Here is a 23,833-nt window from a genome sequence, read left to right as displayed (position 1 = left end):
CCGCAGAGTGTGGCCTCCAGAGGAGGTCCACACCATGTTCAAGCACATCCTGGTAGCCCATGACCTCAGCCGCGAGGCTGACATCGCATTGCATCGCGCCATCCAGCTCGCCCGCCAGCACGACGCACGCCTCTCCGTCCTGCATGTCCTCGAAGACCACCTCCCCAACGCCGTCCAGAGCAACCTGCGCGATGCCGCCCAGCAATACTTCAGCGAGCATCTGGCCCGACAGGGTGTGGAAGATTGCCAGTTGCTCCTGCGCAAGGGCCGCCCGGCGCAACAGATCCTCGAAGAGATGGGCGACAGCCAGGCCGATCTGCTGGTGATCGGTCGGCACCATCACAACGCACCGGAACTGTTCATCGGCACCACCCTGGAGCGGGTTGCCCGCCACCTGAGCGCCCCGTTGCTGCTGGTGATGGGCGAGCAGGCGGACAAGCCCTATCAGAAGGCTGCCGTGGCGCTGGACTTCTCCCTCTGCGCCTGCGACGCCTTGCGCAATGCCTGCACCCTGTTACCTCAGGATGCCCGCCTGGTCGCCCTCAACGTAATGGAGCTGGGCAGTCGACTGCTGTCGAAGAGCGGCAATTCGACCGACTTCCTCGCCACGCAGCGGGAATTGCTGGGGAAACTGCTGGAAGACGAACTGTCAGGCCTTGCCGGCAAGATCCCGACCGTGGAGCTGGAAGTGATACGCCGCGGCGCCCTGCCCCGGGCATTGGATGAGGCCGTCGCCGAGCAACGTCCACAATTGCTGGCCCTTGGCAGTCATGGTCGCAGCCTGATATCTCAGGCCCTGCTGGGCAGCCTCGCCTTGCGATACCTGCAAGCCCCGCCCTGCGACCTTTTGCTGGTCAAATAACGCATTCGCCCCGGCAAGCCGGGGCGAATGGGGACTTCAGCGTAATCGTTACCTTCAGCTTTCCAGCAGATCGTGCAGCTCGACGAATTGCTGGGTCAGCTTGTGCCGGGGCTCGAGGTAGATCAGCGGTTTGCAGGCCTGGTGCGACTCGCGCATCTTCACCGACATCATCAGGTTCACCGGCAGCACCGGCAGCCCTTCTTCCACCAACTCATCCAGCAGCTGCTGCGGTAACGACGCCCGCGGCTGGAATTGGTTGACCACGATGCCTTCCACTTCCAGGCCTTCGTTGTGGTCTTCCTTCAGCTCTTCGATCTCCGCCAGCAGACCGTAGAGCGCATTGCGCGAGAAGCTGTCGCAGTCGAAGGGAATCAGGCAGCGATCGGCAGCGATCAGTGCAGAAACCGTATAGAAGTTCAGAGCTGGCGGCGTATCCAGATAGATGCGGTCGTAGTCCTCGCTCAGATCCTCCAGCAGTTTGCGCAGCTTGTTGATCTTGTGCTTGGCCTCCAGCTTGGGCTGCAGGTCGGCCAGCTCGGCCGTGGCGGTCACCACGTGCAGGTTGTCGTAGGGGGTTTCGTAGATATCCACCTTGCCCTTGCGGAAGGCGGTAGCCGACAGGGTCTGCTTGAAGAAATCGGCGATCCCCATCGGAATATCCTCGCCCGTCAGGCCGGTGAGGTAATGCGTGGAGTTGGCCTGGGCATCCAGATCGATCAGCAGGGTGCGATACCCCTGCGAAGCGCTCACCGCCGCCAGGTTGCAGGCAATGCTGGATTTGCCCACTCCGCCCTTCTGATTGAAAACCACGCGCCGCATGAACTTCCCTCCTGGTGCCTTTGGGTACCGCTGGATTCTATGCGCAGGACATGCCAATCGCGAGCGATACCGACGAGCCTGATCCCGCTTCAGGCATGAAAAAGCCCGGCATCACCGGGCTTTTTCATTTTCGGGAGGCGACTCAGGCGTGGTACTGCGCCGAGAGCTCGTGCACCGCCTCGAAGAAGGCACCGGCGTGGGCCGGGTCGACTTCCGGGGTGATGCCGTGGCCGAGGTTGAAGACGTGGCCCGTGCCATTGCCGTACGCCGCGAGGATGCGGCCCACCTCGGCGCGGATGGCAGCCGGGTTCGCGTAGAGCACGGAGGGGTCCATGTTGCCCTGCAGGGCCACCTTGCTACCTACGCGGGCACGGGCGCTGCCGATGTCGCAGGTCCAGTCCAGGCCCAGGGCTTCGGCGCCGGTATCGGCCATGGATTCCAGCCAGAGGCCACCACCCTTGGTGAAAAGGATCACCGGCACACGACGACCGTCGTGCTCGCGGATCAGGCCGTCGACGATCTTCTTCATGTAGGCCAGGGAGAATTCCTGGTAGGCCGCCGCGGACAGCGCGCCGCCCCAGGAGTCGAAGATCTGCACCGCCTGGGCGCCGGCCATGATCTGGCCATTGAGGTAGGCGGTCACCGACTGGGCCAGCTTGTCCAGCAGGGCGTGCATGGCCTGCGGGTTGTCGTAGAGCATCGCCTTGGACTTGCGGAAGTCACGGCTGGAGCCGCCCTCGACCATGTAGGTGGCCAGGGTCCAGGGACTGCCGGAGAAGCCGATCAGCGGCACGCGGCCGTTCAGCTCGCGACGAATGGTGCGCACGGCATCCATCACGTAACCCAGGTCCTTCTCCGCGTCGGGAATCGGCAGGGCGTCGATATCGGCCTGGTTGTTCACCACTTTCTTGAAGCGCGGACCTTCGCCGGCCTCGAAGAACAGGCCCTGGCCCATGGCGTCGGGGATGGTGAGGATGTCGGAGAAGAGGATCGCGGCGTCCAGTTGCGGGTAGCGATCCAGCGGCTGCAGGGTCACTTCGCAGGCCAGCTCGGGGTTCATGCACAGGCTCATGAAGTCACCGGCCTTGGCGCGGGTCGCGCGGTACTCCGGCAGGTAGCGACCGGCCTGGCGCATCATCCAGACAGGGGTGACGTCGACTGGCTGCTTCAGCAGCGCGCGAAGGAAACGGTCGTTCTTCAGAGCGGTCATGGCAGGATTCCAGCAAAAAAGTGCGGGCATTTTCGCAGAGCCCAATGCAAAAGGCACGGCGGGTGCCGTGCCTTTTGTCCATCGCGACATTTGGTCGCTGCGCCCCTGGAGCTTTAAGCGCTTAGACGCCCAGGTAGTCCAGGATGCCTTCGGCAGCCGTCCGGCCTTCGAAGATCGCAGTCACCACCAGGTCGGAACCACGGACCATGTCGCCACCGGCGAAGATCTTCGGGTTGCTGGTCTGGTGCTTGAACTGCGCCTGGGCGGGCGCCACCACACGGCCCTGGTTGTCGATGTTGATCTCGAACTGCTCGAACCAGGGAGCCGGGCTCGGGCGGAAACCGAAGGCGATCAGCACGGCTTCGGCCGGGATGATCTCCTCGGAACCCGGGATCGGCTCAGGACTGCGACGGCCACGGGCATCCGGCTCGCCGAGACGGGTCTCGACCACCTTCACGCCTTCCACCTTGTCTTCGCCGACGATGGCGATGGGCTGGCGGTTGAAGAGGAACTTCACGCCCTCTTCCTTGGCGTTCTTCACCTCTTTGCGCGAACCCGGCATGTTCTCTTCGTCACGGCGGTAGGCACAGGTCACGGCCTTGGCGCCCTGGCGAATGGAGGTGCGGTTGCAGTCCATCGCGGTGTCACCACCACCCAGGACCACCACGCGCTTGCCCTTCATGTCGACGAAGTCCTCAGGGGACTTCTCGAAGCCGAGGTTGCGGTTGACGTTGGCGATCAGGAAGTCGAGCGCGTCGTGCACGCCCGGCAGGTCTTCGCCCGGGAAGCCGCCCTTCATGTAGGTGTAGGTACCCATGCCCATGAAGACTGCATCGAATTCCTCGAGCAGCTGTTCCATGGTCACGTCCTTGCCCACTTCGGTATTCAGGCGGAACTCGACGCCCATGCCGGTGAAGACTTCACGGCGACGGCTCAGTACATGCTTCTCGAGCTTGAACTCGGGGATACCGAAGGTCAGCAGACCGCCGATTTCCGGGTTCTTGTCGAAGACCACCGGGGCCACGCCATTGCGCACCAGCACGTCAGCGCAGCCCAGGCCCGCCGGGCCGGCACCGATCACGGCGACGCGCTTGCCGGTGGGCTTGACCTTGGACATGTCCGGGCGCCAGCCCATGGCGAAGGCGGTATCGGTGATGTACTTCTCCACCGAGCCGATGGTCACGGCACCGAAGCCGTCGTTCAGGGTGCAGGCGCCTTCGCAGAGGCGGTCCTGCGGGCACACGCGGCCGCAGACTTCCGGCAGGGTGTTGGTCTGGTGCGACAGCTCGGCGGCGGCCAGGATGTTGCCTTCCGATACCAGCTTCAGCCAGTTCGGAATGAAGTTGTGCACCGGGCACTTCCACTCGCAATACGGGTTGCCGCAGCCAAGGCAGCGGTGAGCCTGGTCAGCCGCTTGCTGCGGCTTGAACAGGTCATGGATCTCGACGAATTCCTTCTTGCGCTGGCGCAGCAGTTTCTTCTTCGGATCCTTGCGCCCGACCTCGATGAACTGGAAGTCGTTGTTCAGACGTTCAGTCATTAAAAAAACCTCATCAAACCACTTCAGGCGCTGTTGTTATTGCGGGTTGGCACGGGTGCTGGAGAGCAGCGAAGCCAGGCTCGCGGCCTTCGGCTTGACCAGCCAGAACTTGCGCAGGTAATCGTCCAGGTTCTCGAGCAGGTGAGCGCCCCAGTCGCTGGAAGTTTCCTTCACGTACTCGACCAGCACGCTGTGCAGGTGGCTACGGTAGGCCTCCATGGACTCGTTGCTGATGCGCTGGATTTCCACCAGTTCGTGGTTGACCCGGTCGACGAAGCTGTTGTCCTGGTCCAGCACGTAGGCGAAGCCGCCAGTCATGCCGGAACCGAAGTTGTAGCCGGTCTTGCCGAGAACGCAGACGAAACCGCCGGTCATGTATTCGCAGCAGTGATCGCCGGTACCTTCCACCACGGCGTGGGCGCCGGAGTTACGCACCGCGAAGCGCTCGCCTGCGGTACCTGCGGCGAACAGCTTGCCGCCAGTGGCGCCGTAGAGACAGGTGTTGCCGACGATGGCCGACTCCTGGCTCTTGAACGGGCTACCTTTCGGCGGGGTGATTACCACCTTGCCGCCAGTCATGCCCTTGCCCACATAGTCGTTGGCATCGCCTTCGAGGTAAAGGTTCAGGCCGCCGGCGTTCCACACGCCGAAGCTCTGACCTGCGGTGCCACGGAAGCGGAAGGTCACCGGGGCGTCTTTCATGCCCTGGTTGCCGTGACGACGGGCGATTTCACCGGAAATGCGCGCGCCGATGGAACGGTCGCAGTTGCAGATTTCCAGGTCGTAGACGCCGCCGGTCTTGCCTTCGACGGCAGACTTGGCGATGCCCCACATCTTCTCGGCCAGCAGGCCCGGGTCGAAGGGCGGGTTCTTCTCAACTTCGCAGAACTGCGGCTTGTCGGCCGATACGTGGTCGCTGCCGAGCAGCGGGCTGAGATCCAGGAAGCCCTGCTTCTCGGTGTCGCCTGGCAGCATTTCCAGCAGGTCGGTGCGACCGATCAGCTCGCTCAGGCTGCGCACGCCCAGCTTGGCCAGCCACTCGCGGGTTTCTTCGGCGATGTAGGTGAAGAAATTCATCACCATTTCAACGGTGCCGATGAAGTGGTCCTTGCGCAGCTTGTCGTTCTGGGTGGCGACGCCGGTGGCGCAGTTGTTCAGGTGGCAGATACGCAGGTATTTGCAGCCCAGGGCGATCATCGGTGCGGTACCGAAGCCGAAGCTTTCGGCGCCGAGGATGGCCGCCTTGATCACGTCGAGGCCGGTTTTCAGGCCGCCGTCGGTCTGTACACGCACCTTGCCGCGCAGGTCGTTGCCGCGCAGGGTCTGGTGGGTTTCAGCCAGGCCCAGTTCCCACGGGCTGCCAGCATACTTGATGGAGGTCAACGGGGATGCGCCGGTGCCGCCGTCGTAGCCGGAGATGGTGATCAGGTCGGCATAGGCCTTGGCCACGCCAGCGGCGATGGTGCCGACGCCGGCTTCAGCCACCAGCTTCACCGAGACCAGGGCCTGCGGGTTGACCTGCTTGAGGTCATAGATCAGCTGGGCCAGGTCTTCGATGGAGTAGATGTCGTGGTGCGGCGGCGGCGAAATCAGGGTCACGCCGGGCACTGCATAACGCAGGCGGGCGATCAGGCCGTTGACCTTGCCACCAGGCAGTTGGCCACCCTCACCGGGCTTGGCGCCCTGGGCAACCTTGATCTGCAGCACTTCGGCGTTGACCAGGTATTCCGGGGTCACACCAAAGCGGCCGGTAGCCACCTGCTTGATCTTGGAGCTCTTGACCGTGCCGTAGCGCGCCGGGTCTTCACCACCCTCACCGGAGTTGGAGCGGCCGCCCAGGCGGTTCATGGCTTCTGCCAGGGCCTCGTGGGCCTCGGGAGAAAGCGCGCCCAGGGAGATACCGGCGGCATCGAAGCGCTTGAAGATGGACTCCAGCGGCTCGATTTCGTCCAGCGGCAGCGGCTGGTCGGCAGTCTTGACCTTGAGCAGGTCGCGCAGCATCGACACCGGGCGGTTGTCCACCAGCGCGGTGTATTCCTTGAACTTCTCGTAGTTGCCCTGCTGCACGGCAGCTTGCAGGGTGTTCACCACGTCCGGGTTGTAGGCGTGGTACTCGCCGCCGTAGACGAACTTCAGCAGGCCGCCTTGCTGGATGGCCTTGCGGTTGTTCCAGGCTTCATTGGACAGCAGCTTCTGCTCGGACTCGATGTCGACGAAGCGCGCACCCTTGATGCGGCTGGCGACGCCACGGAAGCTGAGGTCGACCACTTCCTCGGACAGGCCGACAGCTTCGAACAGCTGCGCACCGCGGTAGGACGCGATGGTGGAGATGCCCATCTTCGACAGGATCTTCAGCAGCCCCTTGGAGATGCCCTTGCGGTAGTGCTTGAAGACTTCGTGCAGGTCGCCCAGCACTTCGCCGGTGCGGATCAGGTCCGCCAGCACTTCATAGGCGAGGAACGGGTACACGGCGGAAGCGCCGAAGCCCACCAGTACGGCGAAGTGGTGCGGATCTCGGGCGGTGGCGGTTTCGACCAGGATGTTGCAGTCGCAACGCAGGCCCTTCTCCACCAGGCGGTGGTGTACGGCGCCGACGGCCAGAGAGGCGTGGGTCGGCAGCTTGCCGGGGGCGATGTGGCGGTCGGTCAGGACCAGCAGCACCTTGCCGGAACGTACGGCTTCTTCGGCCTGGTCGGCCATGTTGCGCACAGCCGCTTCGAGGCCGAGGCTCTCGTCGTAGTTCAGGTCGATGATGTGACGCTCGAAGCCCGGGCGGTCCAGGGACATCAGGGCGCGCCACTTGGCCGGGGAGATCACCGGGCTGCTGAGGATCACGCGAGTGGCGTGGTCCGGCGACTCGCTGAAGATGTTGCGCTCGGCACCGAGGCAGATCTCCAGGGACATGACGATCGCTTCACGCAGCGGGTCGATCGGCGGGTTGGTGACCTGCGCGAACTGCTGGCGGAAGTAGTCGAACGGCGAACGTACGCGCTGGGACAGCACGGCCATGGGGGTGTCGTCGCCCATGGAACCAACGGCTTCCTGGCCCTGTTCGGCCAGCGGACGCAGCACCTGGTCACGCTCCTCGAAGGTGACCTGGAACATCTTCATGTACTGCTTGAGCTGGTCGCTGTCGTAGCTGGCCACACCGTGGTCGTCGTCCAGCTTGGCCTGGATGCGCACGGCGCTCTGGCGCAGCCACTGCTTGTACGGGTGGCGCGACTTCAGGCGGCTGTCGATGTCGTTGGTGTTGAGGATCTGGCCGGTCTCGGTATCCACCGCGAGGATCTGCCCGGGACCGACGCGGCCCTTGGCGAGTACGTCTTCCGGCTTGTAGTCCCATACGCCGATTTCCGACGCGAGGGTGATGTAGCCGTTCTTGGTGGTGACCCAGCGGGCCGGGCGCAGGCCGTTGCGGTCGAGCAGGCAGACGGCATAGCGGCCGTCGGTGAGCACGACGCCGGCGGGGCCGTCCCAGGGCTCCATGTGCATGGAGTTGTATTCGTAGAAGGCGCGCAGGTCGGCATCCATGGTTTCCATGTTCTGCCAGGCCGGCGGGATGATCATGCGCACGCCACGGAACAGGTCGATGCCGCCGGTGACCATCAGCTCGAGCATGTTGTCCATGCTGGAGGAGTCGGAACCGACGCGGTTGACCAGCGGGCCGAGCTCATCGATATCGGGCAGCTGCTCGTTGGCGAACTTGGTGCGACGAGCCACCGCCCAGTTGCGGTTGCCGGTGATGGTGTTGATCTCGCCGTTGTGGGCGAGGAAGCGGAAGGGCTGCGCCAGCGGCCACTTCGGCAGGGTGTTGGTGGAGAAGCGCTGGTGGAACACGCAAATGGCGGTCTGCAGGCGCTCGTCACCCAGGTCCGGGTAGAACTGCTGCAGGTCGGCCGGCATCATCAGGCCTTTGTAGATGATGGTCTTGTGGGACAAGCTGCAGATGTAGTGGTCGGCGTCCGCGGCATTGGCCACGGAGGAACGGCGACGGGCACTGAACAGCTTGACTGCCATTTCCTGGTCGCCCAGGCCTTCACCACCGACGAACACCTGCTCGATCTGTGGCAGGCGCTCCAGGGCCAGGCGGCCGAGGACGCTGGTGTCTACCGGCACCTTGCGCCAGCCGATCAGTTGCAGGCCGGCAGCGAGGATCTCGCGATTCATGTTTTCGCGAGCGGCTTCGGCGCGAACCGAGTCCTGGTTGAAAAAGACCATGCCGACCGCGTACTGGGCAGGCAGTTCGACCGAGAAGGTTTCCTTGGCGATGGCGCGCAGGAAAAGGTCAGGCTTCTGGATCAACAGACCACAACCGTCGCCGGTCTTGCCGTCGGCATTGATGCCGCCGCGGTGGGTCATGCAGGTCAGGGCTTCAATGGCGGTTTTAAGAAGATGGTGGCTCGCCTCGCCCTGCATATGGGCGATCAAGCCGAAACCGCAGTTATCCTTGAATTCATCAGGATGGTACAGACCTGCTTTCATAGGGGAACTCTCACCAGGGTTGCCTTCAGAAAAAGGCAGAATTGCTTTGTAATTCAACTCCTTACCATACGCGCCGGACTTGACGCCAGCTTTTGCGTAGGGCAAAGGGAGGTCATTGTACATAGCCCATTGGTCGACCACAAATCTTAGCGGCCAACTAGTGAAAGTCGATGTCGCAAAAATGAATGAATGAACCAGGAGGTCGTGCTAGCGACCACCTGGTCATAAGGCGGGGGATCAGGCTCGCAGAAAACTAGCGAGCCATTTCCTGCTGGATACTGGCGAAGGTCTTGGGCCAGGGTTTGCCAGCCTGGACCTTGGCCGGCAGGGACTTGATTGCCGCCTGGGCCGCAGTCCGACTGGGGAAGCTGCCGTAGGTCACGACGTAGAGCACCTTGCCCTGGTGCTGCTTCTTGAAGTAGCGGTACTGCCCGCCATTTTGCTGCACGAAGGACTTGGCGCTGCCCTCCGAACTGGTGCCAAGCACCTGCAGGGCGAAGTGGCTGGCAGTCTGGCTACGATACCAGCCATTGCCTGCAGCGCCAGTCGGGGCGACCGACGCAGTTGTCGGCGCCGGCTTCTCGGCAGGCTTGGCCGCGACCTGGGCAGGAGCGGGAGCCGGCTTGGACGCCGGGGCTGGAACCATTGCCGCAGCAGGGGTCGCGGCTGGTGCAGCCGGCTTGGGTGCAGCAGCCTGTGCTGCCGGAGCAGCGGGCGCGGCCGCAATGGGTTGGGCCGGATTGGAAAGCGGTTGTGCCGGCACGATGGGCTCCACCGGCGTGACAGGCGCCGGACTGGCGGTCGCCCCCTGGGGCGGCGCGATGGTGGTCACAGTAGGCGGCACGTTGGCGGCCTCTGCGGGTGCTGGCCCATCCTCCGGCTCGCCCTGGCCAGCAGCCTGGGCCAGCGGCTCGCGAATCACCGGCTGGGCCTCGCCCACCAACGGCAACGGTAGCGGCTGCGAGGAGCCCGCGAACTCGACGGCTGGAGCCCCCGAATCATCCTGGCTGACAGCCTGACCGGCTGGCGCCTGGTCTAACGGCAGCTGGGCAGTAGCGGGAGCCTGCTCGACGCCGCCTTCATTGCGCCCCTGCATCATCCAGGCGGCGATCACGCCCACCCCGACCACAGCCAGGGCCAACAGGTGTTTCTTCGGCAGATTGAAGCCGCCGGCGGATTTCCGCGACGCTCCGCGCTCGGCAAGCATGGCTTCGATCATGAGATCGCGCGCGACCTGGTTGATCGCACCCGGCCAGCCGCCGGACTGCAGATGAATCTCGTCCACCTGCTCATCACTCAGCAGCTCGACGCCACGACCGGCGCCTTCGAGACGCTGACCAAGGTACTCGCGGGTTTCTTCCTGGCTATAGGGCTGAAGCTCGATGACGTGGAAACGCTCTTCACCCTCGGCGAGCGCATCAAGGCGTGCGAGCAGGGAATCCTCACCAAACAGAAAGACATGGGTTCGCGCCTCGACATTGCCCTCGGCCAGGGCCAGCAGAATGTCGAGGGCGGCATCGTCCAGCTCTTCGGCATCATCAACCAGCAGGTAAACCTCCTGGCCGGTCAGGGCCAGTTGAGCGACTTGGGCCAGGATGGAACGCACATCGGCCTGGGCGATGTTCAGCCCCTGGGCGATCTGGCGCAGCAAGCCACCAGCTTCAGCCGAATTACGCGCCGACACCACCAGGCTCTGCACGGCCTGCTTGTTGGTGCTGGCCACCAGCGCCTGGCGCAGCAGCGTCTTGCCGCTGCCGTGGGGACCGCTCACCACCAGCATCAGCTGGCTGTAGCGGGCGAGATGGTGAAGCTGACCCAGCACGGGTTTGCGCTGGGCCGGGAAGAACTTGAAGCCAGGCACCCGCGCCGCGAACGGATCATGGGTGAACTGGTAATGGCCGAGGTAGGCCTCGTCGGCGTGCAGGCTGCTCATGGGAATTCCTTACTCTCCAAGCTGGTCGGCCAGGGCGCGATAGTCAGCGGCCAGGGTGGCCTCCAGCACGTCGCGCGGATAGTCGGCAGTCACGACGGCCTCGCCAATCCGGCGCAACAGCACCAGACGCAATTGACCGTCGAGCACCTTCTTGTCTACGGCCATGTGCTGGAGGAAATGTTCCGGCGTCATGTCCGCCGGGGGTACGACCGGCAAGCCGGCGCTGCGCAGCAGACGAATCGCCGCGTCGCGCTCGTCGGTTGAAATCCAGCCAAGCCGGCTGGACATTTCGAGGGCCATGACGGTACCTGCCGATACCGCCTCGCCGTGCAGCCAGGCGCCGTAACCCATTTGGGTCTCGATGGCGTGGCCGAAGGTGTGGCCTAGATTGAGGATGGCGCGCAGGCCGGATTCGCGCTCATCCACCCCAACAACTCGCGCCTTGGCCGCGCAAGAGCGCTCGATGGCCTCGGTCAGGGCTCCGGCATCAAGGCCGCGCATGGCCGGCATCTTTTCAGCCAGCCAGGGCAGGAAGGGCTCGTCGCAAATCAGGCCGTACTTGATCACTTCCGCAAGGCCGGCGGAAAGCTCGCGCTCTGGCAGAGTACGCAGGCTATCGGTATCGATGATCACCGCCTTGGGCTGGTAGAAGGCACCCACCATGTTCTTGCCCAGCGGGTGATTGATCCCGGTCTTGCCACCCACCGAAGAATCCACCTGGGACAACAGGGTGGTAGGCACCTGGATGAAGTCCACGCCACGCTGGTAACAGGCCGCGGCGAAGCCCGCCATGTCACCAATCACTCCGCCCCCTAGGGCGATGACGGTGGTGCGGCGATCGTGGCGAGCACCCAGCAGGGCGTCGAAGATCAGCTGCAGGGTTTCCCAGTTCTTATGGGCCTCGCCATCAGGCAGCACCACCGGCAGAACCGAGTAGCCCTGCAGTGTCCGGGTCAGCGTTTCGAGATAGAGGGGGGCCACAGTCTCGTTGGTGACGATGGCCACCTGCTTACCGGCGATATGTGGCGTGAAGAGCTCTGGCCGCGACAGCAGGCCAGAACCTATATGGATGGGATAGCTACGCTCGCCAAGATCGACCTGAAGTGTCCGCATGGGGCCCCCGTTATAAAAAGGGCTAAAGGATAGCGCAGTTCCGCCCGCGCTTTAACGGGGCGGAAGTGCCTGGAGGCGCGCCAGTATTTCTTGAACCACCATGCGCGGCGGCCGTTCATCGGTTTCGATGATGATGTCGGCGATCTCCCGATAGAGCGGATCGCGAATGGCCATCAGGTCGCGCAGGACCTTGCCTGGATCAGCAGAACGCAACAGCGGCCGATTGCGGTCTCGCGAGGTGCGCTCGATCTGCTGCTCCACTGAGGTGTGCAAATAGACGACACGACCACCGCCACGCAGGGCCTGACGATTGGCCGGACGCAGAACCGCGCCACCACCGGTCGCCAGGACAACGCCATCATGGCCGCAGAGTTCCTCGATCATCGCTTGTTCGCGATCACGGAAGCCCTGCTCGCCCTCGACATCGAATATCCAGGGGATATCCGCGCCGGTGCGCTGTTCGATTTCCTTATCGGAGTCCTTGAAGGGAAGACGCAGTTCTTTGGCAAGCAAACGCCCGATGGTGCTTTTCCCAGCTCCCATCGGGCCGATCAGAATCAAATTACGCACCGATATCAGCGACTCACCGCAATGGCCTGGTTGTTCATGATGCGGGGAGTGAGGAATACCAGGAGCTCGGATTTCTTGTCCTGAACCACGTCGCGACGGAACATGCGGCCGAGGTAGGGCAGGTCGCCGAGGAAGGGCACCTTGTCCACCGCCTTGGTTTGGGTGTTGGAGAATACCCCACCTATCACGATGGTTTCACCATCATTGACCAGTACCTTGGCGTTTACCTCGTTCTTGTTGATCGGCGGTACACCGTTCAGGGCGTTGGCGAAGTCCGGTGCGTCCTTGGTGACCTTCACCTCCATGATGATGCGGTTGTCCGGCGTGATCTGCGGAGTGACTTCCAGGGACAGGGCCGCTTCCTTGAAGGACGTACTGGTGGCGCCGCTGGAGCTGGCTTCCTGGTAGGGCACTTCCTGACCCTTGAGGATCTTCGCGGTTTCCTTGTCGGAGGTGACCACCTTCGGCTGCGATACGATTTCGCCGTTACCGGTCTTCTCCATCGCCGACAGCTCGAGGTCGAGGATGGTGTTGTCGGTGATGAAGCCGATACCAATACTGGACGTCGCGTTGTCGGCGCCGAGATCGACGAAGGGAGCATTGGCCAGGTTGACGTTACCCGCCTGTCCGGCAGCCGGACGACCAGCGCCGCCGCCACCGATGACGAAGTTGTTGTCGCCGATGCTGGCACCACGCCAGTTCACGCCCAGAGCCTTGTCGTAATCAACGTTGGCTTCGACGATGCGGGCCTCGATCATTACCTGGCGAACCGGGATATCCAGCTGAGTAACGATACGACGCAGCTCCTCCAGCTTTTCCTCGGTCTGATAGGCGATGATGCTGTTGGTACGGTCGTCTACCGTGATGGAGCCGCGCTCGTCGGCACCTGCAGCAGCGGGATCGCCACTGGTGACGGACTGGAACAGCTTGGCGATGTCGGCAGCCTTGGCGTAGTTCACCTGGATCAGCTCACGACGCAGAGGCGCCAGTTCGGCGATCTGCTTCTGCGATTCCAGTTCCTGGCGTTCGCGGGCGGCGATCTCGTCAGCCGGCGCAACCAGCAGGACGTTGCCCACTTTGCGCTTGTCCAGACCCTTGGTCTTCAGCACCAGATCCAGCGCCTGATCCCAGGGCACGTTCTGCAGGCGCAGAGTGATGTTGCCTTGCACGGTATCCGAGGCCACCAGGTTGAGGTCGGTGAAGTCAGCGATCAGTTGCAGCACCGAACGCACATCGATGTCCTGGAAGTTCAACGACAGCTTCTCGCCGGAATAGGCAAAGCGCTCAGTCTTGCGCTTCTCCACATCTTCCTGGGTCAGCGGCTTGATGCTGACGGTCAGCTTGTTGTCGGTCTGATAGGCCAGATAGTCGTAATAGCCGGTGGGCTCGATGCTGATGCTGGCGTCGTTGCCGGAACCGGCGGCGCTGACGAACTGTACGGGAGTAGCGAAGTCCTTCACGTCCAGGCGAACGCGCAACGGCTCGGGCAGCTGGGTCTTGGGGAAGGCCAAACGGATCTTGCCGCCCTGCTCCTGAATGTCCGGGCTGACACTGGGATCGGACAGGGTGATCACTACATTGCCCTCACCCTGATCGCCACGCTGGAAGTCGATATTCTCGATGGCCCTTCCGGCACGGGCGTAACTCTTGACCGGCTGCGAGGCGGCCAGGGACGCGGCGGCCGGGGCGGGCGCCGGGGCAGCAGCAACAGGACGCGGAGCTGCCGGAGCCGAAGCGGAATCCCCAACCAGCACATAGAGGTTTCGGCCATCCACGCGAGTGCTGTAGGGCACGAGCGTGGACAAGTTGATGATCAGGCGAGTGCGGTCCTTGGCTTCTACCACGGTCACGCTGCGGGCATTGCCCACGCCCAACTCCCGATTCTTTGAACCCAGCTTGTTGGACACGCCCGGCAGGTCCAGGGCAATGCGAGCTGGCTGCTCGATGGTATAGCCGCGAGGAGCTACCACCGGCTCGTCAAAGGCCAATTTGAGTTCGACCCTGTCGCCCGGCAGGGCCGCAACATCCAGCCCCTGCAGGTTCGCCGCCAGCAGCGCAGGTGACATCAGGGCGGCCAATAGCGTGATACCAAGGCGCGATAGCGAGCTTTTCATCATCTGGTTCCGTTGTGCAGACCGGTAATTATTCTTCATCGGTGGTTAACCTCGCCCTCAAGAGCGCTCCCTGAGCGCGAGACTCCGCGGACGCTCCAGCCATCCGCCCTCCCCGTCCGGGACGATCTCGATCACGTCGACCTTGGCTTCGTCGATCCCGACGACACGACCATGGTTACGTCCCAGATAATCCCCAACCTTGACCCGGTGCACCCCTCCAGCACCACTGACCAAGGCAAAGGTCCCCGAGCCGTTGGACAAGGTGCCCACCATCTCGAAGGACTCGATATTGAAGCCTTCGAGGAACTGTTTGACCCGGGTTTCGTCCGGGTGAATGTCCTTCGAACCCTTCTGCTGCTTTGCCAGATCGATCTTGATCGGTGGCTGGAAGGGGCTGCGCAGGGCGGCAGCGCTATAGGTGAACGCCTCATAGGGCTGGAATTTCGGCAAGGGCTCGATGGAGCCCTTGGGGCGGGCGCGAACTTCGTCCATGTAGGCTTGCAGATCGCCGAAGTCGTTGCCGACACCGCAGCCGGAAAGGCCGGCCAGCATCAGGGCACAGAGCGCCAGACGGGCGCGAGGACTACTCATTTCTGCAGCCCCTTGTCGTTGTAACGGTAGGTCTTGGCCAGGATCGACATACGCAGCTTGGAACCGCTCTCGCTGGACAGCGGCTTGATCTCGAAATCATGCAAAGTCACGATTCGCGGCAGGCTGGCGACGCCACTGACGAAGGTGGCCAGATCGTGATAGCCGCCCACCACCGAAATCTGGATCGGCAGCTCGATATAGAACTGCTGCACCACTTCAGGCAGCAGCTTGATTTCTTCGAACTCGAGGCCACTGCCCAGACCGGTACGGGTAATGTCTTCCAGCAGTCCCGGCACTTCGGTATCGCTGGGCAGTTGGCGCAGCAATGCACCGAAGGAGGTTTCCATCTCCTTCATCTGCTCCTTGTAGGCTTCCAGGTTTGCAGCCTGGAACGCCTTCGCGGCGAACTGCTCCTTCAGCGTCACCTCTTCGGCGCGCTTCGAGTCCCACTGGAGCTCGAGGTCCTTGAGGTGGAAGTTGTAGCCCAGCACCAGCACGAGAATCAGCAGCAGGATGCAGGCAATCACCTTGACCGCAATGGGCCAGGAACCGAGGTTGTTGACGTCCAGGTCAGCAAGGTCAATCTTGCGTAGGCTTTCAAGGGAGTCGGAGAAACTCATTTCGCGGCTCCTTTAGTGGCGGCAGCGTTCTTGCCGTTCTGCTCGTCGGAACCCGGCTGGGTCTGCTGCACGGTCAGCTGGAAGACGTTGGCCTGATCGACGGCCCCTGCGGTCACCGCCTTGACCTCGGTGAGGTTGGGCGATACCAGCCACTCCGAGGCATCCAGGTTGCGCATGAGGTTGGAAACCCGGTTGTTCGACTCGGCGGCACCGACGATAGCGATGCTCTTGCCAGTCATTTTCACGCCGGTGAAGAAGACGCCATCCGGCAGCGTACGCACCAGTTGATCAAATACACGCCCAATGATCGGCCGATTGCCCTGCAGGTCCTGGATGATCTTCATGCGTTCGAGAAGCTGTTGACGACGCGTTTTCAGCTCGCTGATTTCCTTGATCCTGGCATCCAGGACAGCGATTTCCTTGCGAACGAAGTCATTGCGCGCCTGCTGGTTCTCGATGGCGCTATTCAAGTACTGGTCACCCAGGAACACCGCGCCGGCGCCCAAGGCCAGAACGGCGCCCATTGCCACCAGGAAGCGCTGCTTGCGCTCCTCGCGAAGTTGCTCGCGCCAGGGGAGTAGGTTGATGCGCGCCATCAGTCGAAACTCCTCATCGCCAAGCCACAAGCAATCATCAAGGCAGGCGCATCGCTAGCCAGCGCACCAGCATTGACCTTGCTGCTCAGCGCCATGTCGGCAAAGGGATTGGCAACCAGGGTCGGTGTACCGATCTTCTGCTGGATCAAGCGATCGAGATCCGGGATCGAAGCCGTGCCGCCCGCCAGGAGGATGTAGTCCACATCATTGAACTGGCCGGCAGCGAAGAAGAACTGCAGCGAGCGGGAAACCTGCTGGACGACAGCATCCTTGAACGGTTGCAGAACCTCGCTGTCGTAGTCATCCGGAAGACCGCCCTGCTTCTTGGCGAGACCAGCTTCTTCAACGGAAAGGCCATAGCGACGCTGGATCTCCTCGGTCAGCTGACGGCCACCGAAGAGCTGTTCGCGGGTATAGATGGTGCGACCGTTGTGCAGCACGCTGAGGGTCGTCATGGTGGCACCGATGTCGACGACGGCGACGGTCAGTTCGTCATGAGCATCGCCCAACTGAGCCGAAAGCAGCGAATAGGCGCGTTCCAGGGCGTAGGCCTCGACGTCAACCACCTTGGCGGAAAGTCCTGCCAGGGCGAGTGCGGCCTCGCGCACCTCGACGTTCTCCTTTCGGCAGGCCGCGAGCAGTACATCGACCCGCTCCGGGTTACGTGCCGACGCACCCTGCACCTCGAAGTCGATGGCAACTTCTTCCAACGGATATGGAATGTACTGGTCGGCCTCGATCTTCAGCTGGTTCTCCAGATCGTCTTCGGAGAGTCCCGCTTCCATTTCGATGGTCTTGGTGATCACGGCCGAACCGGCCACGGCCACTGCCGCAACCTTGACGCCGGTGCGCGCCTTGCTGACTACTCGGGAAAGTGCCTGCCCGACGCCCTCCAGCTCCGCGATGTTCTTTTCGACAACCGCGTTTGGCGGGAGCGGCTCGACGGCGTAGGACTCCACTTTGAAGCGGCTTCCCGAGCGACTCAATTCAAGGAGCTTGACTGAGGTCGAGCTGATGTCGATCCCCAACAGCGAATTCGCTTTCTTATTGAAGAGCCCTAGCACGACCGATTTCCTATCAGCGTCCGAGACTTACGGACGATTTATGTTTTTCCACATTAAATAGCAGTCTTGACAGAAGCGCAAATGGCTCCCCCGGAAAAAAAACGCTTATAATGTGATCGGCTTTTGCCTTTTATGATTACCTTCCGCTTAACTCATTCTTTTGCCTGGAAATCCACAAGCCTTGATGCGCCTGCTGAAGTTATTCTGGTGGTCTTTCGTTGCCGTCTTCTGTGGCCTGCTGCTCAGTTTCAGCGGCGCCTACCTCTATCTTAGCCCCAGCCTTCCATCGGTCGACTCGCTGCGTCGAATCCAGCTCCAGATCCCGCTGCGCGTCTACAGCAGCGATGGCAAACTAATCGCAGAATTCGGCGAAATGCGCCGCTCTCCGGTCCGTTTCGCCGACATTCCGCCGGATTTCATCCAGGCCCTACTGGCCGCCGAGGACGACAATTTCGCCAACCATTATGGCGTCGACCTCACCAGCCTGATGCGCGCTGCCACGCAATTATTGAAGACCGGCCACATCCAGACAGGCGGTAGCACCATCACCATGCAGGTGGCGAAAAACTACTTCCTCACCAGCGAAAGAAGTTTCTCCCGCAAGATCAATGAAATATTGCTGGCACTGCAAATAGAGCGGGAACTCAGCAAAGACGAAATTCTTGAACTTTATGTGAACAAGATCTACCTCGGTAACCGCGCATACGGTATCGAGGCCGCCGCGCAGGTCTATTACGGCAAGTCGATTCGTGAAATCAGTCTGGCCCAAATGGCCATGATTGCCGGCCTGCCCAAGGCTCCGTCTCGCTTCAATCCGCTGGTCAACCCGACTCGCAGCAAAGAGCGGCGCGACTGGATTCTCGGCCGCATGTTCAAGCTGGGCCGAATCGATCAGACCCGCTACCAGCAAGCGATCAACGAACCGATCGATGCCAGCTACCACGTCCCCACCCCGGAACTGGCTGCCCCCTACATCGCCGAGATGGCCCGCGCCGAAATGGTCGGCCGCTATGGCAGCGACGCCTACACCGAAGGTTTCCGCGTCACCACGACAGTACCCAGCGATCTCCAGCAGGCAGCCAATACCTCGCTGCGCGAGGGCCTGATCGAGTACGACCAGCGCCACGGCTATCGCGGCCCGGAAACCCGCTTGCCCGGCATGACGAAGGAAACCTGGCTGCAGGAACTGGCCAAGCAGAAATCCCTTGGCGGCCTGGAGCCGGCCATCGTCACCCAGGTCGAAAAGAGCGGCATCCTGGTCCTGACCCGCAGCGGCCAGGAAGAGGCGGTTAGCTGGGACAGCATGAAATGGGCCCGCCCGTTCCTGAACACCAACAGCCTGGGCCCACGCCCGCAGCAGCCAGCCGGCGTGAGTCAGGTCGGTGACTTGGTCCGCGTGCAGCGCCAGGCCGACGGCAGCCTGCGCTTCGTCCAATTGCCGGCCGCCCAGAGCGCCCTGGTCTCCCTGGACCCGCAGGATGGCGCCATTCGCGCATTGGTAGGCGGCTTCTCATTCGAGCAAAGCAATTACAACCGCGCGGCCCAGGCCAAGCGCCAACCGGGGTCCAGCTTCAAGCCCTTCCTCTATGCCGCCGCCCTGGATAACGGCTTCACCGCCGCCAGCCTGGTGAACGACGCCCCAATCGTCTTCCAGGAAGCCGGCATGGAAGAAGCCTGGCGCCCGAAGAACGACAACAACACTTTCCTTGGCCCGATCCGCCTGCGTGAAGCCCTGTACAAGTCGCGCAACCTGGTGTCGATTCGCGTGCTGCAGGCCATCGGCATCGACTACGCACTGAATTACGTCAGCCGCTTCGGCTTCAACAAGGACGACCTGCCGCGCAACTTGTCCCTGGCACTCGGCACCGCCAACCTCACTCCGCTGGAAATCGCCGGCGGCTGGAGCACCTTCGCCAACGGCGGCTACAAGGTTCAGCCCTACCTGATCGAGCGCATCGAAAGCCGCGACGGAAAAACCCTATTCGTCGCCAATCCGCCACGGGTTCCGGCAACCGAGGCGCAGTCCAACGAAGTCGCGCAAAGCAGTGGAGCACCGGACACCCTGCTCGCCTCCACCGACGCCTCGGCACCCCAGAGCCAGACGCCAGCGGTCGCCGAACGCATCGTCGATCCGCGCACGACCTACATCCTCAACAGCATGCTGCAGGACGTGATCAAGCGCGGCACTGGTCGCCGGGCACTGTCCATGGGACGCAGCGACATCGCCGGCAAGACCGGTACCACCAACGAGTCGAAGGACAGCTGGTTCTCCGGCTACAACGCCGACTACGTCACCACTGTCTGGGTCGGCTTCGACCAGCCGGAAAGCCTGGGTCGCCACGAGTACGGCGGCACTGTCGCGCTCCCCATCTGGATGAACTACATGGGCGCCGCGCTCAAGGACAAGCCCGCTCACGTCCAGCCGGAGCCTGCCGGACTGCTGACACTGCGTATCGACCCGCTCAGTGGCCGCGCCGCCAGCCCGGGAACACCAGACGCCTTCTTCGAGCTGTTCAAGAGCGAAGACACGCCTCCGCCCATGAGCGAGCTGGAGCCAGGCCTGGCCATTCCCGGCAGCCCGCTGCCGGCCGACGAGGCCGCCCCCATCGACCTGTTCTGAGGAACAGACGCCCAAAATGAAAAAGCCCCGCGATTGCGGGGCTTTGTCATTGCGTCTCGGCTTAGCCGTTGAACACTTCGTCCACCGACTTCAGCGGATAGTGCTTCGGATACGGCAGGGTAGCCACGCCGGATTCGATGGCGGCCTTGGCCACGGCATCGGATACGACGGTGATCAGGCGCTTGTCCATGGGCTTCGGAATGATGTACTCACGGCCGAATTCCAGGGAAGCCACACCGTAGGCGTCGCAGACGTCCTTCGGTACCGGCAGCTTAGCCAGGTCGCGCAGGGCCAGGGCAGCGGCGATCTTCATTTCTTCGTTGATGCGGGTGGCGCGTACGTCCAGGGCACCGCGGAAGATGAAGGGGAAGCCGAGCACGTTGTTGACCTGGTTCGGGTAGTCGGAACGACCGGTGGCCATGATCACGTCGCTGCGGGTCTCGTGCGCCAGTTCCGGCTTGATTTCCGGATCCGGGTTGGAGCAGGCGAACACAATCGGGTTGGGCGCCATGCGATTGAGGTCTTCCGGGCTCAGCAGGTTGGCACCGGACAGGCCTACGAACACGTCCGCGCCGTCGAGGGCCTCGGACAGGGTGCGCTTGTCAGTCTCGTGCGCGAACACAGCCTTGTACTGGTTCAAGTCGTCACGACCGGCATGGATCACGCCCTTGCGGTCGATCATGAAGATGTTCTCGACCTTGGCGCCCATGCTCACCAGCAGCTTCATGCAGGAAATGGCAGCAGCGCCGGCGCCGAGGCAGACGATCTTGGCTTCGGCCAGGGATTTGCCAGCGATTTCCAGGGCGTTGAGCATGCCGGCGGCAGTCACGATAGCGGTGCCATGCTGGTCATCGTGGAAGACCGGGATGTCGCACTGTTCGATCAGGGTGCGCTCGATCTCGAAGCACTCGGGTGCCTTGATGTCTTCGAGGTTGATACCGCCGAAGGTGATGGAAATGCGCTTGACGGTGTCGATGAAGGCCTGCGGGCTTTCAGCGTCCACTTCGATGTCGAATACGTCGATGCCGGCGAAACGCTTGAACAGCACGCCCTTGCCTTCCATTACCGGCTTGGAAGCCAGCGGGCCGAGGTTGCCCAGGCCGAGGATCGCGGTGCCGTCGGAAATAACCGCTACCAGGTTGCCCTTGCCGGTGTACTTGAAGGCCAGTTCCGGATCACGCGCGATTTCGCGCACCGGCTCGGCGACGCCCGGGCTGTAGGCCAGCGACAGGTCGCGGGCGGTGGCGGTCGGCTTGGTCAGCTCGACGCTGAGTTTCCCGGGGCGGGGCTGGGCATGGTATTCGAGAGCGGCCGTTTTCAGATCAGACATTTTGGCATTTCCGCTTTTTGCTTGTGACAGACGTGACGGGCGAGCATACGCAAGATACATGGGGCTAACAAGACCGTTCAGTCACCCGGCGTCAACCCCTCTAACGTACGACTTTTAGCCAATCTCCGGGCTTTGGCTCGCCGATTGGATACAAATTATTCAACAATCGGATACGATTTTCCAGATCCGCTTGCGTACCCGGCAATTTGCTCTCCCGGGCCAGGCTGGCGGCCGTCTGGCCGGGCTTCGCCTGGATCAGGTGCAGACGCAACGGCTGGGCCAAGGCCAGTTCCTCCTTCTTCATCGGACGGAAGCTACGGATCACCGAGAGGAACTTGTCATCCTCGCTCTCCAGGGATGCCCCATTGCGAATCGCGCCGACGAATAGATAAGCCTTGTCGCCCTTGTAGATGGCCGCCACGCGGCGCGCCGGCTTGCCCGGCAGCACCGCAGTGGCGCCCTGCAGCCCGGCCAGTTGCAGCGGCTCTTCCATGGAAAGCCTCTGGCCACCCGCCTTCTGCCGCAGATAGTCCGCCGGAGCCACGCTCGGCTTGCGCCCATCCAGGGTCATGGCGATGAAGGCTTGTTGGTTGGCGCTGTGGGTAATCACTGCATCAGGGCGATTGACCATTCCCCAGCCATCGGGGAAGTGCAGGGTGAAATCCAGTCCAGCGTGGTAGAAGTCCTGACCCCGGCGCACCCCGGTTTCAGCCGAGTCACCGAAGGGCAGCCCTTCCAGATGCTTGAGGAAGACTTCCCGGTTCACTACCTGATTGCCGCCAGCCAGCGCCTTCGCCGGGCCGACCACCTGCTGCAGCCGCGTGTCGTTATCCGGGTGGGTATCGAAGACGCCGTGGTAGCCCGACGGCGCCTCCGTCTGCCCCTTGCGACGAGCCTGGTCGCGGGCGAATTCTTCCTGGTTTTTCAGCACTTTCACGACTTCGATCATGGCCTGCGGGTCATAGCCGCTGCGCGCCAGGTACTGGGCACCCAGACCGTCCGCCTCCAGCTCCATGTCACGCCCATAACCACGAACGAAGGCAGTGCCCAGTACGTTGGTCAGGTCGCCTGCTGCGCCAACGCCCGTGCCGATGGCGACCGCCTGCCCCAGGATGTTCCACGCAGTGGACTGACTCTGCTGCTGCACGCTGTGCCGTGCGGTGACGTGACCCACCTCGTGTCCCAGCACCGCAGCGAGTTCCGCTTCCGAATTCAGGTAAGACAGCAGGCCGCGATGGATATAGATGTAGCCCCCCGGAAGGGCGAAGGCGTTGATGTCTGGCGAGTCGACCACAGTGAAGTGGTAGGCAATATTGCTGCGGTGGCTGTGGCTGGCGACGCGCTGCCCGACTTCCTGCACATAGGCCTGCAGCTTCTCGTCCGCATAGCGCGGGTTCTGCTTGGCGATTTCCTGGTTGTACTGGCGACCCAGATCCAGCTCCTGCCGCTCGCTCATCATCACGAAGTTGGTCCTGCCGGTCGCGGGGTTCACCGCGCAACCGGCTAGCAGGGAAGAGCCGAACAGCAGCGCCAAGACGAGCGCAGGAGATCTCATCGAATCACCTCAAGCATTCCATTGTGGGTAAGGGGGAGCATCCAGCGGGGATTCTTCGTATTTACGCCGCCCCTGCGTGCACGGTCAATTACCCAGCCTCGCGCTTCTATTCGTCGCCCCTCCAGACGCTGCAACCCGGCGGCATCGAACTGGCGAAGTTGCTTCAACTCGACACGCAAAACCAGGGGCCCGTCCAACTGTAGCCAGACCCCGCCACGGTTGCGTTCGACCCTGGCAACACGCCCCTGTACGAGGGCAAAGCCACCCCGGCGCAGCTGCCACGGCGACTGCAATGGCGGCCGGCGCCAAAGCCCCCGCCCAGCGCGACGCGCTTCCCGCTCCGCAGCAGCATGGCATCCGCTGAGCGCGGCGTTGGGCGCAATGGCAACGTGAAACGCCAGCCCTTCAGCGAGCAAGCGCTCTTCGAGGTTGCGCCCGCGGCTGTCGTAAAGGTGAGCCAGGGTGCGGCCGTAGCGGTCTTTCGGCTCGCGACCGAGACGCAGCCCAACGCGCCCGCCACTGGCTTTCACCAGCTCGGCAAGACGTCGGTGCGCCGCTACGGCGTAGGGTTCATCCGACCGCCCCTTGCGAGCCAACTCAGGCGCGTTCAGACCAATCAGACGGACGCTTCGCCCATCGACCAGACGCAAGGTGTCGCCATCGACGACTTTTCGGACTTTGAAGGTAGGAAGATTGCCCGGAAGCGGGCAGGCGGCTTGAAGAGAGAAACTCAGAAGCCAGAAAAAGAAAAAGGCGCCTGTCAGAGGCGCCTTTCTCGTCAGCGGGGACTTGGCCATCAGGCCTTCCCGGGCTG

General features: G+C 62.6%; 17 protein-coding genes. 2 read left to right on the top strand and 15 right to left on the bottom strand.

The window, feature by feature from the left end:
* Positions 1–34: 34 nt before the first annotated feature.
* A complete protein-coding gene (locus E8F06_RS20040; RefSeq protein WP_280370341.1) occupies positions 35–862 on the top strand; it encodes a universal stress protein in 828 nt (275 codons plus the stop codon).
* A 54-nt stretch (positions 863–916) separates the two neighbouring features.
* Here the strand turns inward: E8F06_RS20040 and E8F06_RS20035 are convergent, their stop codons facing one another.
* From E8F06_RS20035 to E8F06_RS19980, 12 genes are all read right to left on the bottom strand, one after another.
* Positions 917–1,681 (bottom strand): ParA family protein, encoded by a 765-nt coding sequence (locus tag E8F06_RS20035; protein ID WP_280370339.1) that lies wholly within the window; start codon positions 1,679–1,681, stop codon positions 917–919.
* A gap of 142 nt (positions 1,682–1,823) precedes the next feature.
* Complete coding sequence (hemE, locus tag E8F06_RS20030) at positions 1,824–2,891, bottom strand: uroporphyrinogen decarboxylase (protein WP_190829669.1); 1,068 nt, start codon at positions 2,889–2,891, stop codon at positions 1,824–1,826.
* Between the two features lie 121 nt (positions 2,892–3,012).
* Positions 3,013–4,431 carry an FAD-dependent oxidoreductase gene (locus E8F06_RS20025; RefSeq protein ID WP_280370337.1) on the bottom strand — a complete coding sequence of 473 codons (1,419 nt, stop codon included), beginning with the start codon at positions 4,429–4,431 and terminating at the stop codon, positions 3,013–3,015.
* Between the two features lie 36 nt (positions 4,432–4,467).
* A complete protein-coding gene (gene gltB, locus E8F06_RS20020; RefSeq protein WP_280370334.1) occupies positions 4,468–8,913 on the bottom strand; it encodes a glutamate synthase large subunit in 4,446 nt (1,481 codons plus the stop codon).
* A gap of 253 nt (positions 8,914–9,166) precedes the next feature.
* A complete protein-coding gene (locus E8F06_RS20015) occupies positions 9,167–10,846 on the bottom strand; it encodes an AAA family ATPase (RefSeq protein WP_280370332.1) in 1,680 nt (559 codons plus the stop codon).
* Between the two features lie 9 nt (positions 10,847–10,855).
* Positions 10,856–11,959, bottom strand: coding sequence for a 3-dehydroquinate synthase (aroB, locus tag E8F06_RS20010; RefSeq protein WP_151137777.1), 1,104 nt, complete (start codon positions 11,957–11,959; stop codon positions 10,856–10,858).
* A 51-nt stretch (positions 11,960–12,010) separates the two neighbouring features.
* Positions 12,011–12,529: a shikimate kinase AroK gene (aroK, locus tag E8F06_RS20005; protein WP_151137780.1), complete on the bottom strand. Its 519-nt coding sequence runs from the start codon at positions 12,527–12,529 to the stop codon at positions 12,011–12,013.
* 5 nt (positions 12,530–12,534) lie between these two features.
* The gene (gene pilQ, locus E8F06_RS20000; protein ID WP_280370330.1) at positions 12,535–14,643 is read right to left on the bottom strand and encodes a type IV pilus secretin PilQ; all 2,109 of its coding nucleotides are present in this window, start codon (positions 14,641–14,643) and stop codon (positions 12,535–12,537) included.
* Between the two features lie 57 nt (positions 14,644–14,700).
* Positions 14,701–15,234: a type 4a pilus biogenesis lipoprotein PilP gene (gene pilP / locus E8F06_RS19995; RefSeq protein WP_077524751.1), complete on the bottom strand. Its 534-nt coding sequence runs from the start codon at positions 15,232–15,234 to the stop codon at positions 14,701–14,703.
* The gene (gene pilO, locus E8F06_RS19990; protein ID WP_280370328.1) at positions 15,231–15,854 is read right to left on the bottom strand and encodes a type 4a pilus biogenesis protein PilO; all 624 of its coding nucleotides are present in this window, start codon (positions 15,852–15,854) and stop codon (positions 15,231–15,233) included. Before pilO ends, pilP begins: the two co-directional genes overlap by 4 nt.
* The gene (locus E8F06_RS19985) at positions 15,851–16,450 is read right to left on the bottom strand and encodes a PilN domain-containing protein (protein ID WP_280370326.1); all 600 of its coding nucleotides are present in this window, start codon (positions 16,448–16,450) and stop codon (positions 15,851–15,853) included. Before E8F06_RS19985 ends, pilO begins: the two co-directional genes overlap by 4 nt.
* Positions 16,450–17,514 carry a pilus assembly protein PilM gene (locus E8F06_RS19980; protein WP_190829652.1) on the bottom strand — a complete coding sequence of 355 codons (1,065 nt, stop codon included), beginning with the start codon at positions 17,512–17,514 and terminating at the stop codon, positions 16,450–16,452. The genes E8F06_RS19985 and E8F06_RS19980 overlap by 1 nt, the downstream gene beginning before the upstream one ends.
* 184 nt (positions 17,515–17,698) lie before the next feature.
* On the opposite strand from E8F06_RS19980, the gene E8F06_RS19975 reads away from it, so the two are divergent.
* Positions 17,699–20,134, top strand: a complete 2,436-nt coding sequence (locus E8F06_RS19975; protein ID WP_280370323.1) for a penicillin-binding protein 1A — start codon at positions 17,699–17,701, stop codon at positions 20,132–20,134.
* Positions 20,135–20,195: 61 nt separating this feature from the next.
* Here the strand turns inward: E8F06_RS19975 and E8F06_RS19970 are convergent, their stop codons facing one another.
* From E8F06_RS19970 to E8F06_RS19960, 3 genes are all read right to left on the bottom strand, one after another.
* Positions 20,196–21,464: a malic enzyme-like NAD(P)-binding protein gene (locus E8F06_RS19970; protein ID WP_280370321.1), complete on the bottom strand. Its 1,269-nt coding sequence runs from the start codon at positions 21,462–21,464 to the stop codon at positions 20,196–20,198.
* Positions 21,465–21,564: 100 nt separating this feature from the next.
* Positions 21,565–23,019, bottom strand: coding sequence for a M48 family metalloprotease (locus tag E8F06_RS19965; protein WP_280370320.1), 1,455 nt, complete (start codon positions 23,017–23,019; stop codon positions 21,565–21,567).
* Positions 23,016–23,816 carry a thermonuclease family protein gene (locus tag E8F06_RS19960; RefSeq protein WP_280370318.1) on the bottom strand — a complete coding sequence of 267 codons (801 nt, stop codon included), beginning with the start codon at positions 23,814–23,816 and terminating at the stop codon, positions 23,016–23,018. The genes E8F06_RS19965 and E8F06_RS19960 overlap by 4 nt, the downstream gene beginning before the upstream one ends.
* Positions 23,817–23,833 lie beyond the last annotated feature (17 nt).

Origin of the sequence: Pseudomonas sp. BN411, from assembly GCF_029871235.1 — a bacterium.
Lineage (GTDB): Bacteria > Pseudomonadota > Gammaproteobacteria > Pseudomonadales > Pseudomonadaceae > Metapseudomonas.
The sequence above is the reverse complement of the archived record's forward strand: the minus strand, read 5'-3'. Positions and strand labels throughout refer to the sequence as shown.

Coding starts and splice junctions, on each gene's coding strand:
- E8F06_RS20035 (WP_280370339.1), bottom strand. CDS start 1,681: ATGCGGCGCGTGGTTTTCAATCAGAAGGGCGGAGTGGGCAAATCCAGC.
- E8F06_RS19965 (WP_280370320.1), bottom strand. CDS start 23,019: ATGAGATCTCCTGCGCTCGTCTTGGCGCTGCTGTTCGGCTCTTCCCTG.
- E8F06_RS19975 (WP_280370323.1), top strand. CDS start 17,699: ATGCGCCTGCTGAAGTTATTCTGGTGGTCTTTCGTTGCCGTCTTCTGT.
- pilO (WP_280370328.1), bottom strand. CDS start 15,854: ATGAGTTTCTCCGACTCCCTTGAAAGCCTACGCAAGATTGACCTTGCT.
- E8F06_RS19970 (WP_280370321.1), bottom strand. CDS start 21,464: ATGTCTGATCTGAAAACGGCCGCTCTCGAATACCATGCCCAGCCCCGC.
- pilP (WP_077524751.1), bottom strand. CDS start 15,234: ATGAGTAGTCCTCGCGCCCGTCTGGCGCTCTGTGCCCTGATGCTGGCC.
- E8F06_RS20025 (WP_280370337.1), bottom strand. CDS start 4,431: ATGACTGAACGTCTGAACAACGACTTCCAGTTCATCGAGGTCGGGCGC.
- E8F06_RS20015 (WP_280370332.1), bottom strand. CDS start 10,846: ATGAGCAGCCTGCACGCCGACGAGGCCTACCTCGGCCATTACCAGTTC.
- E8F06_RS19985 (WP_280370326.1), bottom strand. CDS start 16,450: ATGGCGCGCATCAACCTACTCCCCTGGCGCGAGCAACTTCGCGAGGAG.
- gltB (WP_280370334.1), bottom strand. CDS start 8,913: ATGAAAGCAGGTCTGTACCATCCTGATGAATTCAAGGATAACTGCGGT.
- E8F06_RS20040 (WP_280370341.1), top strand. CDS start 35: ATGTTCAAGCACATCCTGGTAGCCCATGACCTCAGCCGCGAGGCTGAC.
- aroB (WP_151137777.1), bottom strand. CDS start 11,959: ATGCGGACACTTCAGGTCGATCTTGGCGAGCGTAGCTATCCCATCCAT.
- pilQ (WP_280370330.1), bottom strand. CDS start 14,643: ATGAAAAGCTCGCTATCGCGCCTTGGTATCACGCTATTGGCCGCCCTG.
- E8F06_RS19960 (WP_280370318.1), bottom strand. CDS start 23,816: ATGGCCAAGTCCCCGCTGACGAGAAAGGCGCCTCTGACAGGCGCCTTT.
- hemE (WP_190829669.1), bottom strand. CDS start 2,891: ATGACCGCTCTGAAGAACGACCGTTTCCTTCGCGCGCTGCTGAAGCAG.